Genomic DNA, 12,720 nt, shown 5'->3' on the forward strand with positions numbered 1-12,720 from the left:
ATGAAGGTCGAGAACCCGTTCCCGGCGGTCGCCGCCATCGATGGCCAGCCGCGCCAGGCGCCGCCGGCAGTGGGCGAGCGCACCCTGCGCCAGCGCAAGCCGGCGCGCAGCGCGGCCGGCGCCGGCGAGCGCAGTGTGGGCAAGGCTGCCGGCTTCAGCATCCAGCTCAACCAGCAACTCAGCGCCATGCAGAGCGCCGAAGGCTACCTGGGCGAGCTGGCCGACCGCCTCAACCAGCTCAAGCTCAGCCTGGGCCGCGAGCTGGGCAGCGGCCAGGGCGGCAACCGCAAGCAGCTGGAGCAGCCGCTGCAGCAGGCCGCCGAGCTGCTGGCGCAACGCCGCGAGCGCAGCGCCGGCGGGCTGGACGCCAACCTCGACCTGCACCTGCACGAAGCGGCGCGCACCCGCTTCGCCATCGACGGCCTGGCCACCCTCGACGAAGCCCGCGCAGGCGGCCGCGAGACCCTGCTGTTCCACACCGGCCGCGCCCAGGGCGAACCCGGCGTGGTGGTGCTGGACGACGCCATGAGCGACCAGCAGCTGCTGCGCAGCTTCAACGTCGGCCTGGCGTCCAGCGGCATCCGCGCGGAACTCGACGCCGACGGCAGGCTGACTTTCTCCATGGCCGAGGCCGACTGGCGCAAGCAGGGCGGCCAGCTCAACGTGCAGGGGGAGGGCAAGCGCTTCGCCAAGGACCGCGCCAGCCCCGCCCGCACCCGCGAGCAGCGCCTGCTGGACCTGCCGCAGAGCCTGGCCGGCAGCGACCAGCGCGAACTGCGGCAGATGCTCGACCAGGTGATAGACGCGCTGGACCGCATCGGCACCCTGCGCGACCAGCTGCGCCAGCGCCAGGGCGAGATCCGCGAGTTCTTGGCCCGCCAGGCCGACCGCGACGAGCAGCAATGGGCGCAGGACTACGCGGCGTCGGTATTCAACCTGGTGCGCGACAGCGGCTCCAGTTACGCGGCGGTGACCCAGACCGTGGTGGCCCAGGCCAACCTGAGCCGTTTCGCGGTGGTCAGCCTGCTTTCTTGAGCCGGGCTTGTTAAGCTGCGCCGAACCCTGGGGCCGATCGACGGTCCCAGTTCGCAGACGACGGACAGGAAGGCTCCGTTCGTACCCTTGACAATGACGGTTAGGTCGATCCGCATGGTTTACGTACAACGCGATGGGCAAGGAAATCTGTTGAGAGTGGAAAGCCAGCCCTTCGAAGGCATGAACGGCACGCTGGCCTACCAGAGCGACGAGCTCAGGCAGTGGCTGGATGCGCGCACCGAGGTGCGCAGCCGGCTGGACCTGCTGCGCCAGTCCGACCTGGAAGTGATCCGCGTGCTGGAAGACGTGGTCAACGTGCTGGTCGAGCGCGGGGTGATCCGCTACACCGACCTGCCCGAGGCGGCCCGCCGCAAACTCGACGAACGCGCCGTGGCGCGCGCCGAACTGGAAGGCCTGGCGGACCACCCCGGCGACGACGACTGAGAGGTCGCCGCACCGAGGCGCTTTTCGTCGGATGGGTATCGCTTCGCTCAACGCCATCCTGCGAGAGGCCGTGCCCGTCCGTAGGGTAGGAGCGGACCTTGTCCGCGATGGCCGGACGTTCCAGCGCGGATCGCGGATGAGATCCGCTCCTACGCCGCCCCCACCTGCGCCATGCCCCTGCAGGAGCGACTGTCTTGCCCCGCGCGCCGAGGCGATCTTCGTAGGATGGGTTGAGCCTGCGAAACCCATCGGGCCATGGTGATGGGTATCGCTGCGCTCAATGCCATCCTACGAAAAGCCGTGCTTCCTGGAACCGTAGGAGCGGACCTTGTCCGCGATGGCCGGACGTTCCGGCGCGGATCGCGGATGAGATCCGCTCCTACGCCGCCCCCACCTGCGCCATGCCCCTGCAGGAGCGATTGTCTTGCCCCGCGCGCCGAGGCGCTCTTCGTAGGATGGGTTGAGCTTGCGAAACCCATCGGGCCATGGTGATGGGTATCGCTTCGCTCAACGCCATCCTACGAAAAGCCGTGCTTCCTGGAACCGAGCGGACCTTGTCCGCGATGGCCGGACGTTCCGGCGCGGATCGCGGATGAGATCCGCTCCTACGCCGCCCCCACCTGCGCCATGCCCCTGCAGGAGCGACTGTCTTGCCCCGCGCGCCGAGGCGATCTTCGTAGGATGGGTTGAGCCTGCGAAACCCATCGGGCCATGGTGATGGGTATCGCTTCGCTCAACGCCATCCTACGTCGCTGAGCTGAGCGCCGCTCCCTGCAGGAGCGAGCTTGCTCGCGAACCCCCGGGTTTGAAAGTCGGCATCGGGGCGCAGGGCGGCTGGCCGCTCGCCTAGACTGACGGCATCGCCCCGCGGAGCCCGCCCATGACCCCACTCGCCGAGCGCATCGCCGCCCTGGACTGGCCAGCGCTGGCCGCGCGCCTGGACGCCGGCGGCCACGCCCTGGTCCCCGGGCTGCTCGACCGGCGCCAATGCCAATGGCTGCGCGCCCTCTACACCCGCGACGAATCCTTCCGCAGCCGGGTGGTCATGGCCCGCCACGGCTTCGGCCTGGGCGAGTACCGCTACTTCGCCTATCCCTTGCCGGCGCCGCTGCAGACGCTGCGCGAGGCCTTCTATCCGTCCCTGGCGAACATCGCCAACGCCTGGCAACGCCGCCTGGGCCTGGCGCCGGAATACCCGCCGCAGCACGCCGAATTCCTCGAACGCTGCCACGCCGCCGGCCAGCTACGCCCCACGCCGCTGCTGTTGCGCTATGGCGAGGGCGACTACAACTGCCTGCACCAGGACCTGTACGGCGAACTGGCCTTCCCGCTGCAGGTCGCCATCCTGCTGTCGCAGCCGGGCGAGGAATTCGGCGGCGGCGAGTTCGTCCTCACCGAACAGCGCCCGCGCATGCAGTCGCGGGTGGAAGTGGTGCCGTTGTGCCAGGGTGATGCCGTGGTGTTCGCTGTCTCGCAGCGGCCGGTGCGGGGGGCGCGTGGGGATTATCGGGTGAGCATGCGTCATGGGGTCAGCCGGTTGTTGTGGGGGGAGCGGTTTACATTGGGTGTCATCTTTCACGATGCGCTTTGAGGGGTGCGGACCCGCAGCAAACACCCAAACCCCCACCTGGGCCCTCCAAAAAAAAGCCCCAGCCTGGCGCCAGGGCCGGGCCGCCATCCGCGGCCCAAGGTCAGAGGCTCCTGTTTTCAGTGACGCCCGAGGAAATCCATCAGCAACGCATTCACCGCTTCCGCCGCCTCCATCTGCAGCATGTGCGCCTGCTCCGGCAGCACGTGCACTTCGGCGGATAGACCATGGGCGTGGCTGGCCGGGATGATGGCGTCGGCCCCGCCCCAGATCACCAGCGCCGGGTGCTCACCGGCTTCCAGCACGCCGCGCAGGTTCACCTGCTGGCGGCCGTCGGCGAACAGCTTGCCGGCCAGCTGGCGCAGCGCCGCGTCCACGCCTTCCAGGCGCTTGTACTTGAGCATGTCCTCCAGCATCTGCCGGTTCACCAGCGCAGGATCGGAGAACAGCTGCACCAGCTGCGGCTTGAGGGCGTTGCGGTTACCGGCCTCGACGAAGCCCTGCAGATAGGCCCCGTTGATCTCCGCCCCCAGCCCTGCACTGGCCAGCAGGCTCAGCGAACGTACCCGCCGGGGCGCCAGGCGCGCGGTGTTCAGCGCCACGGCGCCGCCCATGGAGTGCCCGGCCAGGTGCACCAGATCAATGTCCAGATGGTCGAGCAGGGCCAGCACCGCGCCGCTCAGCTCATCCAGGTCGCCGCTCGCAAGCGCCTTGCCCGACTCGCCATGGCCCGGCAGGTCGAAGGCGATCACCCGGCGCCCGGCGGCGAGCGCCTCGTGGTTGAACAGCCAGTTGTTCAGGTCGCCGCCGAAGCCGTGGATCAGCAGCAGCGGCACGCCGCCTTCGCCGCGCTCGAAGTAGCGCAGCACGCGGCCGTCCAGCTCGACCTTCTGCGGCGCCGGGCCGCTGTCGGCCTCGCCGTCGCCGCCGGGGACGAACTCGGCCTGGAAGCGCTCGACCACTTCGTCGATCTCCGCCTCGCTGGCCTCGCCCTCGACCACCACGCCGAGCAGCGCGCCCACCGGCAGCGTCTCGTCCTCGCGCGCCACCTGGCGCCGCAGCACGCCGGAGAAGGGTGCCTCGACGCTGCTGCTGATCTTGTCGGTCTCCACGTCCAGCACCGCGTCGCCTTTCTCGATGGCGTCGCCGTCCTGCTTGAGCCAGGCGTCGATGCGGCCCTCGGTCATCGACAGGCCCCACTTGGGCATGGTCAGGGTATGGATACGGCTCATGCCACCTTCCTCCCCTGCACCAGTTCCAGCACCGTGGCCTCGATCTTCGCCGCGCTGGGGATGTACAAGTCCTCCAGGGCGTCGGAGAAGGGCACCGGCGTATGCGGCGCGGTGACCTGGCGGATCGGCCCCTTGAGCGCGTCGAAGGCCTGCTCGGCGACCAACGCGGCAATGTCGGTGGCCAGCGAGCAGCGCGGGTTGGCTTCGTCGATCACCACCAGGCGCCCGGTCTTCTCCACGCTTTCGAGGATGCTGTCGCTATCCAGCGGGCTGGTGGTGCGCAGGTCCAGCACCTCGCAGGACACGCCCTGGCGCGCCAGGCTGGCGGCGGCATCCATTGCCAGGTGGACCATGCGCCCGTAGGTCACCAGGGTCACGTCGTCGCCGTCGCGCAGGAAGTTGGCCTCGCCGAAGGGCACGGTGTACAGCTCCTCTGGCACCTCGCCCTGCATCGAGTAGAGCAGCTTGTGCTCGCAGAAGATCACCGGGTCGTTGTCGCGGATGGCTTGGATCAGCAGGCCCTTGGCGTCGTACGGCGAGGACGGGCAGACCACCTTCAGCCCGGGGATGTGCGTCCACAGTGCGGTGAGCATCTGCGAGTGCTGGGCGGCGGCGCGCAGGCCGGCGCCGACCATGGTGCGGATCACCAGCGGGGTCACCGCCTTGCCGCCGAACATGTAGCGGAACTTGGCGGCCTGGTTGAGGATCTGGTCCAGGCAGCAGCCGGCGAAGTCGACGAACATCAGCTCGCACACCGGGCGCAGGCCGCGGGTTGCGGCGCCCACCGCGGCGCCGACGTAGCCGATCTCCGACAGCGGGGTGTCCAGCACGCGGCCGGGGAACTGGTGGTAGAGGCCCTTGGTGACGCCGAGCACGCCGCCCCAGGCGTCGTCCTCGCCCGGTGCGCCGGCGCCGCCGGCATTGTCCTCGCCCATGATGAACACGCTCTGGTCGCGGCGCATTTCCTGGGCCAGGGCTTCGTTGATGGCCTGCTGGTAGCTGATCTTTCTGGCCATGATGGCTCTCCTCTTGTTGTTCTGTGGGCGGCTCAGGGATAGGCGACGTACACGTCGCTCAGCAGGTCGGCGGGCGAGGGCTTGGGATCGGCCTTGGCGCGCACCACGGCTTCCTCGATGCCGGCCTCGACTTCCGCGTCTATGGCGTCCAGGGCGCTGGCCTGCAGCAGGCCGGCGCGGGTGGTGCGCTCGCGGAACTGCATCAGGCAGTCGCGTGTCTCGCGGTAGTGCTTGACCTCGTCGGGCGCGCGGTAGGTCTGGGCGTCGCCTTCGAAGTGGCCGTAGTAGCGCGTCAGCTTCACCTCGATCAGCGACGGGCCCTCGCCGGCGCGGGCGCGTTCCACGGCGGCGCCGGCGGCCTCGTGCACGGCGAAGAAGTCGAAGCCGTCCACCGTCACCCCGGGCATGCCGAAGCCGGCGGCGCGGTCGGCGATGTGGTCGCAGGCCACCGACCAGTTCGAGGCGGTGGCCTCGGCGTAGCCGTTGTTCTCGGCGACGAAGATGCACGGCAGGTTCCACACCGAGGCCAGGTTCATGGCCTCGAACACCGCGCCCTCGTTGGAGCCGCCGTCGCCGAAGAAGGCCACCGCCACCGCGCGGTTGCCCTTGAGCTTGGCGGCCAGCGCCGCGCCCGCCGCCAGGGGCGCGCCGGCGCCGACGATGCCGTTGGCGCCGAGCATGCCCTTGGACAGGTCGGCGATGTGCATCGAGCCGCCCTTGCCCTGGCAGACGCCGGTCTTCTTGCCGTAGATCTCGGCCATCATCCCGTACACGTCCACGCCCTTGGCGATGCAGTGGCCGTGGCCGCGGTGGGTGGAGGCGATGCAGTCCTCGTCGTCCAGGTGCGCCATGACCCCGGCGGCGGAGGCCTCCTCGCCGGCGTACAGGTGCACGAAGCCGGGAATCTCGCCGGTGGCGAACTCCAGGTGCAGGCGTTCCTCGAAGGCGCGGATGGTGCGCATCACGCGGTAGGCATGCAGCAGTTGCTCAGTCGATAGCGTGGACATCTTGTTGTTCTCCAGGGTGGTTCACGGGCTTGCCAGGAACGGCCAGCAGGCGATGGCAGGCGGCGAAGGCCAGGGCGGCCTCGACGTCGATGCTCAGCGGGCCGTCGAGTTCGAGGGTGATGCTGGGGCGCTCGGCGGCGGCGAATTCGATCTCGCGTTCGCCGTCCAGGGCCAGGGTGCCGGCGGTCAGCAGCGGCAGGCGCGGCACGCCGGGCTCCAGGCTGCCGCTGGCGACGATGCCGCAGGCCTGCAGCAGGCCGGGGGCCAGCGGCGCCAGCAGTGCCTCGCCGGCCTGCGGGCCCAGGCGCAGCCAACTGCCGCGTGGGCAACGCCGCGACACCGGGTTCCACAGCCCGCACAGCGACGACAGGCCGATGGCGTGGGGCTCGGCGAAGGCGGCGTAGATTTCCGCCAGGTCCTCGGCGCGGCTGATGGCTCGGGCGCCGGTGAAGGTCAGCGGCGAAACGGCGACTTCCACCAGGGCGATCTCGTCGATGCTTCGCGCCGGCAGCCGCACCCGCAGGCGCTTGTTGCGGCGCAGGGCGACCTCCGCCGGGATGCGCCCGTTGGCGTAGAGCCCGCCGGCCAGCCCGGCGCCGGTTGCCTCGCGCAGTTCCGGGAAGGCGTTGTTGGTGCCGGTGGACAGGCATAGCAGGGGGATGTCGCCAACCTCCGCGGCCACCGCCTTGTGCGTGCCGTCGCCGCCGAGCACCGCGACCAGGGCGACGCCGCGCTCGGCCAGCATCCGCGCGGCCCGGCGGGTGTCCTCCACGCTCTGGCGCAGCGGCATGTCGAGGAATTCCAGGCGCGGCCAGTGGCTGTCGCGGGCGTGGCGGCCGGCGCTGGCCTTGAGCACGGTGGCGGCGATGCCGGTCATGTCCGGCGGCATCAGCACTTCGTCGATGCCGGTGGCACCGAAGGCCCCCAGCAGGCGCTGCACCACCGCGGCCTTGTCGGTGCTGGAATAGAGCCCGGCATTGGCGGTCAGTCGGCGCAGGTCGCGGCCCGAGGCCGGGTTGGCGATGATGCCTACGCGCAGGGGCAGGGACGCGCTCACAGCGAGAAGCCGCCGTCGACGGCGATGGCCTGGCCGGTGACGTGGGGCGCGCAGGCCAGGTACACGGCGAGCTGGCCCATGTCTTCCACGGTCTGCGCCTCGCCCTGGGGCAGCAGGCTGGCCTGGTGGCGTTCCCAGGACTGCGCCTCGCTCTCGCCCGGCTGCGCCCAGCGCCCGGACAGGCCCTGCTCGCCGCGCCACATACCGGTGCCAACGATGCCCGGGCACAGCGCGTTGACGGTGATGCCTTCGCGCGCCACTTCCTTGGCCAGGGCGTTGCTGAAGCCGACCACGGCGAACTTCGAGGCGCTGTAGTGGGCCAGGTCCGGGAAGCCGACCTTGCCGGCGATGGAAGCCACGTTGATGATCCGCCCGAAGCGCTGCGCGCGCATCAGCGCCAGTTCCGCCTGGCAGCAGAGGAACACGCCGCGGGCGTTGACGTTCATCACCCGGTCCCAGTCCTCGACGCTCAGCTCGGCGACCTTGTGGATGCTGATGATCCCGGCGTTGTTCACCGCCACGTCGAGGCGCCCGCGCCGGCGTTCGATCTCGCCGAGCAGGGCGCGCACGCTCTGCGGCTCGCCGACGTCCACGGTCAGCGCCAGGGCCTGGCCGCCGAGGGCGCGGACCTGGGCGGCGCCTTCCTCGGCCTGGGCCGCATCGAGGTCGGCGATCACCAGCTCGGCGCCGGCCAGCGCCAGGCTGCGGGCGATGCCCAGGCCGATGCCGCGGCCGCCGCCGGTGACCAGGGCGACCTTGCCGGCCAGGGAGAATTGCGAAGGGGCAGTAATGGACATGACGCACCTCTGGTTGTTGTTGTGGGGTGCGGGACGGCGTCCCGGTGTCGCCAGGACTGGAGCAAGGGCGGTGCCAGAAGGCGGCTTCAGAGGTCGAAAGGCGCGTGCCAGAGCGGTTCGCCCGGGCTTGAATGGCAGGTTTGCAAAGTCCCGGTTGAGACGCGCCATGTCAGCCTGCACGACGTTGCGGCGAGACGCTGAGACGCAGCGTCTCACCCGGGCGCCGGCCGTCCGCGGCGCTTGTCCGGCGGCCGGGGCGGGGCTTAAATGACCGGCACAAGAACAACGATACGAGCCGCGGAGGCCCCATGCTGCCTGCCTACTCGAAAGCCCACGTGGACTGCGTCAGCCGCGTGCTGCGCCACGCCGGGCGCCTGCCCGAGCCGCCGGTGCCGAACCTGATCCTCGACTCCTGGCGGCGCTCGATGGAGCAGCACCACCTCGACCCGGGTTCGCTGCAGGGCCCGCGCATCCTCAGCCAGAGCGTGCTCAGGGAGTGCCGCGAGCGCGCCGAGAGCTTCCTGCGCATCGCCGGCGAGGAAGTCTCGCGCCTGCACGGCCAGGTGCGCGACGCCGACTACTGCGTGCTGCTCACCGACGCCCAGGGCCGCACCATCGACTACCGCGTGGAATCGGCCATCCGCGGCGACTGCCGGCGCGCCGGGTTGTACCTGGGCACCTGCTGGTCGGAGGGCGAGGAGGGCACCTGCGGGGTGGCGGCGGTGCTGACCAACGGCGTGCCGGTGACGGTGCACAAGCGCGACCACTTCCGCGCCGCCTTCATCGGCCTGACCTGCTCGGCGGCGCCGGTGTTCGACCCCTGGGGCGAACTGCTCGGGGTGCTCGACGTCTCCGCCGTGGAATCCCCGGACGACCGCCGCAGCCAGCACCTGATCCGGCAGATGACGGTGCAGAGCGCGCGGCAGATCGAAAACGCCTTCTTCATGCACAGCACCCGCGGCCAGTGGGTGCTGCGCGCGCACGCGGCGCCGGGCTACGTCGACAGCCAGCCGGACTACCTGTTCGCCTGGGACGCCGACGGCCACCTGCAGGCGCTGAACCCGGCGGCGCGGCGCTACCTGCAGACGCGCTACGGGCAACTGCCGCAGCACATCGGCGAAGTCTTCGACCTCGACCTGCTGCGTGCTGCCGCCGACGAAAGCCCGCGCCACGTGGCCGAGCACGGCCTGCACGTGCGCCTGAGCGCGCCGAAGCGCGCGGTCAGCGTGGCCATGCCGGCCAGCGACCCCGCCCGGCTCGACCCGCGGGTGGCGGAAAGCCTGCGCCTGGCGGTGCGGGTGAAGGACCGCAACCTGCCGGTGCTGGTCCACGGCGAGACCGGCGCCGGCAAGGAAGTCTTCGCCCGCCAGCTGCACGAGGCCAGCGCGCGGCGCGACAAACCCTTCGTCGCGCTGAACTGCGCGGCCATTCCCGAAAGCCTGATCGAGAGCGAACTGTTCGGCTACGTCGCCGGCGCCTTCACCGGCGCCGAGCGCAAGGGCATGCGCGGCCTGCTGCAGCAGGCGGATGGCGGAACCCTGTTCCTCGACGAGATCGGCGACATGCCCCTGGCCCTGCAGACGCGCCTGCTGCGGGTGCTGGCCGAAGGCGAGGTGGCGCCGCTGGGCGCGGCGCGGCGGCAGGCGGTGGACATCCAGGTGATCTGCGCCAGCCACCGCGACCTGGCGGCCCTGGTGGCCGCCGGCGAATTCCGCGAAGACCTGTACTTCCGCCTCAGCGGCGCGCGCTTTGAACTGCCGCCGCTGCGCGAGCGCAGCGACAAGCTGGCGCTGATCAACCGCCTCCTCGACGAGGAAGCCACGCGCTGCGGGCTGCGCCTGGGCCTGGGCGACGCGGCGCTGGAATGCCTGCTGGGCTACCGCTGGCCGGGCAACGTGCGCCAACTGCGCCACGTGCTGCGCTACGCCTGCGCCATCTGCCCCGGCGAAAGCATCCGCCTGGAAGACCTGCCCGAGGAACTGCGCGGCGCGGCCGCCCAGCCGCTGCACGAAGCCCCGGCCAGCCCGGAACGCCAGGCCCTGCTCGACGCTCTGGTGCGCCACCGCTGGCAGCCGGGCCCCGCGGCCCAGGCCCTGGGCATCTCGCGGGCGACGCTGTACCGCCGGGTGAAGCAGCACGGCATCGAGATGCCGCGGGCGAAGCGCGAACCCGCCTGCTCTTCGCACGTCGGAAACCATGGCCCGGCTGGCTCCCCGTAGGATGGGTTGAGCGAAGCGATACCCATCGCCGCGACTTGCTCGCGAACCGCCCCAACCCCGGTGCAGCCGGATAATCCGTTCGCGAGCAAGCTCGCTCCTACGGGAAGCCTGCGCCTTATACCCTGCCCAGCCTGATGGTCAGCGGCCAGCTCACCTGGCGCGTTTCCACCTCGCCCCAGGCCGCCCGCAACTCCCCGCGCAGCGCCTCGACCGGGTCCTGGCCGGTGGCCTGGCGGTAGCTGGCCACCGCCGACCAGCTGTACAGGTAGTCGACCAGGCGCTGGAAACTCCACTGCGCCTCCAGGGCGAAGGGTGGCGTCTCCACGCGCTCGAAGGGGAAGGGGATGGTTTCGTAGCCGGTCTCCACATGCTTGCGTTCCGGCGCCCAGTAGGGGCCGACCAGGTCGTGGTAGAGGTGGCGGATCAGCGCGTCCAGGCGCTCGTCGATGTTCAGCAGGTTGTAGGAGACCACCGCCAGCAGCGCGCCGGGGCGCGACACGCGGCGCACCTCGGCATAGAAGCGCTCGACGTCGAACCAGTGCAGGGCCTGGGCCACCAGGGTGAGGTCGACGCTGGCCGGCTGCAGCGAGGTGCTTTCCGCCGGTTCGCAGCGGTAGTCGACGTTGGCCTCGCGGGGGGCCTGTTCCAGCTGCTTGGCGTTGATGTCGGTGGCCACCACCTGCTGGAAGTGCCGGGCCAGGTCGAGGCTGGCCTGGCCGGAGCCGCAGCCGCAATCCCAGGCCCGGTCGGTGGAGGGCGCCACCTGCGCCAGCCAGGCGAAGAACGCCGGATCGTAGGTCGGGCGACCGGCGCGGTAGGCGTCGGCCTGCTGGCTGAACAGCTGGCGGGTGTCGGTCATGGGAGAGCTCCGGGGGCGGCGGGCGGGGGACTATCTTGCCGGTGGGTGTGGGAGGGGCTCAAGGGGCGGGGTCAGCCCGATGCTCCGGCACAACCGGGAAACTCCGTTCGCGAGCAAGCTCGCTCCTACAGGTGCAGGAGACATGCTGTCGTAGGATGGGTTGAGCGAAGCGATACCCATCACCATGGTCCGATGGGTTTCGCAAGTGTTCTGCCGGGACACATAGGTAACGCCTGTCGGGACACATGGGTAACGGTTTCCCATGGTCACTCCGGCTGCCTGAGATCGACCTGCCGGACCGTTTTGTTGATGAAAATGATGTCGAGTACGCCATCCTCCTTGGCGGGGCGGATGGCGACTCGCTCACCCGCCAGACCTTCGCTGACGAATACCATTCGGCCATCGAGGCGAATCTGGCCCTTGGTATGTACCGTCAGCACCCGCTCTCCGGGCTCGTACTCCACTTCCAGCAACTTTTCCGGGTATGGCCTGGGGCTGCTCCGGTAACGCGTCAAGGGCGGCTTCTGGCCCAGCGCCTGATGCGGACGTTGCTGATTGTACTGTTCAAGCCAGCGATCCATACCCGCCTGGCATTGCTCCAGGGTGCGGAAGTGCGCGTCGTGCAACAGCTCGCGCTTGAGCGTCTGATGGAAGCGTTCGAGCTTGCCTTGGGTCTGCGGATGGTGAGGCCGGCTGTGTCCGACCTTGATGCCCAAGCGCATCAACCAGACTTCCAGAGCCGAGAGGCCGCCGCGACGGGTTGAGCCCCAGGGTGGGCCGTTGTCGCTGGTAATGCGCCGGGGCAGGCCATAGCGCCGGAACACCCTGATCAGTTGTTGGCGGACCGTTTCACGTCGCTCGTCAGCACAGGCCGCCAGGCACAGGGCAAAGCGCGAATGGTCATCGAGCAGCGTCAATGGATGGCAATGCTGGCGCTGGCCGAACAGCGCAAAGTGCCCCTTGAAGTCCATCTGCCAGAGGTCGTTTGGCGCCTCGTGCTCGAAGCGCGATGTCGCGGCAGGGCCGGCGTCGGCCCCATAACGCAACGGCCGGCCATGCCGGCGCAGAATCGCATCGAGCGTGCTGTGATGCGGACGTGCAGACTCGTCACACGACATCAGGCTGCGCAGTTTGCGGCCGCCCCAGGCGGGATAGGCCTCATGCAAGGCCAGGACAGCGTGCTCCAGGTCCTCGCTGCTACGGCGGGGGCAACTCAAGGGACGCCGGGACTTATCCAGCAATCCCGGTTCGCCTTGCTCTTGGTAGCGTCGAAGCCACTTGTAGGCTGTTTTCGGACTGATCTCGAAGCGCCGGCACAGCTCCCGCACGTTGGCATCAGGCTGTTCTGCCAGGAGAACGAACTCATATCGACTGGACACAGGTGTGCACTCCTTCCACGGCATCGCTCGATCTCCCGATACGGCAATTCCGTGATCCTAAATGCGTTACCTATGTCTCCCGACACC

General features: G+C 69.7%; 11 protein-coding genes. 4 read left to right on the forward strand and 7 right to left on the reverse strand.

The features are described 5' to 3' along the window. From BM060_RS30835 to BM060_RS30845, 3 genes are all read left to right on the forward strand, one after another. Complete coding sequence (locus BM060_RS30835) at positions 1 to 1,035, forward strand: hypothetical protein (RefSeq protein ID WP_074986167.1); 1,035 nt, start codon at positions 1 to 3, stop codon at positions 1,033 to 1,035. 114 nt (positions 1,036 to 1,149) lie between these two features. Beyond that, positions 1,150 to 1,479, forward strand: a complete 330-nt coding sequence (locus tag BM060_RS30840; protein ID WP_074986169.1) for a tryptophan synthase subunit beta — start codon at positions 1,150 to 1,152, stop codon at positions 1,477 to 1,479. A gap of 880 nt (positions 1,480 to 2,359) precedes the next feature. Next, positions 2,360 to 3,070 (forward strand): 2OG-Fe(II) oxygenase, encoded by a 711-nt coding sequence (locus tag BM060_RS30845; RefSeq protein WP_074986170.1) that lies wholly within the window; start codon positions 2,360 to 2,362, stop codon positions 3,068 to 3,070. Positions 3,071 to 3,186: 116 nt separating this feature from the next. On the opposite strand, the gene BM060_RS30850 is transcribed toward BM060_RS30845, so the two are convergent. The 5 genes from BM060_RS30850 to BM060_RS30870 are packed head-to-tail and all read right to left on the reverse strand — an operon-like array spanning position 3,187 to position 8,176. Beyond that, positions 3,187 to 4,299 (reverse strand): acetoin dehydrogenase dihydrolipoyllysine-residue acetyltransferase subunit, encoded by a 1,113-nt coding sequence (locus BM060_RS30850; RefSeq protein WP_074986172.1) that lies wholly within the window; start codon positions 4,297 to 4,299, stop codon positions 3,187 to 3,189. Further along, positions 4,296 to 5,315 (reverse strand): alpha-ketoacid dehydrogenase subunit beta, encoded by a 1,020-nt coding sequence (locus BM060_RS30855; RefSeq protein WP_074986174.1) that lies wholly within the window; start codon positions 5,313 to 5,315, stop codon positions 4,296 to 4,298. Before BM060_RS30855 ends, BM060_RS30850 begins: the two co-directional genes overlap by 4 nt. A 32-nt stretch (positions 5,316 to 5,347) precedes the next feature. Continuing rightward, on the reverse strand, positions 5,348 to 6,322 hold the full coding sequence (locus tag BM060_RS30860; RefSeq protein WP_074986176.1) for a thiamine pyrophosphate-dependent dehydrogenase E1 component subunit alpha: 975 nt from the start codon (positions 6,320 to 6,322) through the stop codon (positions 5,348 to 5,350). Beyond that, positions 6,303 to 7,379, reverse strand: coding sequence for an ATP-NAD kinase family protein (locus tag BM060_RS30865; RefSeq protein ID WP_074986178.1), 1,077 nt, complete (start codon positions 7,377 to 7,379; stop codon positions 6,303 to 6,305). The genes BM060_RS30860 and BM060_RS30865 overlap by 20 nt, the downstream gene beginning before the upstream one ends. Next, on the reverse strand, positions 7,376 to 8,176 hold the full coding sequence (locus BM060_RS30870) for an SDR family NAD(P)-dependent oxidoreductase (protein WP_074986181.1): 801 nt from the start codon (positions 8,174 to 8,176) through the stop codon (positions 7,376 to 7,378). Before BM060_RS30870 ends, BM060_RS30865 begins: the two co-directional genes overlap by 4 nt. A gap of 308 nt (positions 8,177 to 8,484) precedes the next feature. Between BM060_RS30870 and BM060_RS30875 the strand changes: the two genes are divergently transcribed. After that, the gene (locus BM060_RS30875) at positions 8,485 to 10,395 is read left to right on the forward strand and encodes a sigma-54-dependent Fis family transcriptional regulator (protein WP_074986184.1); all 1,911 of its coding nucleotides are present in this window, start codon (positions 8,485 to 8,487) and stop codon (positions 10,393 to 10,395) included. A 115-nt stretch (positions 10,396 to 10,510) separates the two neighbouring features. Here the strand turns inward: BM060_RS30875 and BM060_RS30880 are convergent, their stop codons facing one another. Both BM060_RS30880 and BM060_RS30885 read right to left on the reverse strand, forming a co-directional pair. Next, complete coding sequence (locus BM060_RS30880; protein ID WP_074986187.1) at positions 10,511 to 11,254, reverse strand: class I SAM-dependent methyltransferase; 744 nt, start codon at positions 11,252 to 11,254, stop codon at positions 10,511 to 10,513. Positions 11,255 to 11,520: 266 nt separating this feature from the next. Continuing rightward, on the reverse strand, positions 11,521 to 12,657 hold the full coding sequence (locus BM060_RS30885; protein WP_074986190.1) for an IS481 family transposase: 1,137 nt from the start codon (positions 12,655 to 12,657) through the stop codon (positions 11,521 to 11,523). Positions 12,658 to 12,720: the final 63 nt, after the last annotated feature.

Source organism: Pseudomonas citronellolis (genome assembly GCF_900112375.1).
GTDB lineage: Bacteria > Pseudomonadota > Gammaproteobacteria > Pseudomonadales > Pseudomonadaceae > Pseudomonas > Pseudomonas citronellolis.

Coding starts and splice junctions, on each gene's coding strand:
- BM060_RS30885 (WP_074986190.1), bottom strand. CDS start 12,657: ATGCCGTGGAAGGAGTGCACACCTGTGTCCAGTCGATATGAGTTCGTT.
- BM060_RS30855 (WP_074986174.1), bottom strand. CDS start 5,315: ATGGCCAGAAAGATCAGCTACCAGCAGGCCATCAACGAAGCCCTGGCC.
- BM060_RS30850 (WP_074986172.1), bottom strand. CDS start 4,299: ATGAGCCGTATCCATACCCTGACCATGCCCAAGTGGGGCCTGTCGATG.
- BM060_RS30880 (WP_074986187.1), bottom strand. CDS start 11,254: ATGACCGACACCCGCCAGCTGTTCAGCCAGCAGGCCGACGCCTACCGC.
- BM060_RS30875 (WP_074986184.1), top strand. CDS start 8,485: ATGCTGCCTGCCTACTCGAAAGCCCACGTGGACTGCGTCAGCCGCGTG.
- BM060_RS30870 (WP_074986181.1), bottom strand. CDS start 8,176: ATGTCCATTACTGCCCCTTCGCAATTCTCCCTGGCCGGCAAGGTCGCC.
- BM060_RS30835 (WP_074986167.1), top strand. CDS start 1: ATGAAGGTCGAGAACCCGTTCCCGGCGGTCGCCGCCATCGATGGCCAG.
- BM060_RS30860 (WP_074986176.1), bottom strand. CDS start 6,322: ATGTCCACGCTATCGACTGAGCAACTGCTGCATGCCTACCGCGTGATG.
- BM060_RS30840 (WP_074986169.1), top strand. CDS start 1,150: ATGGTTTACGTACAACGCGATGGGCAAGGAAATCTGTTGAGAGTGGAA.
- BM060_RS30845 (WP_074986170.1), top strand. CDS start 2,360: ATGACCCCACTCGCCGAGCGCATCGCCGCCCTGGACTGGCCAGCGCTG.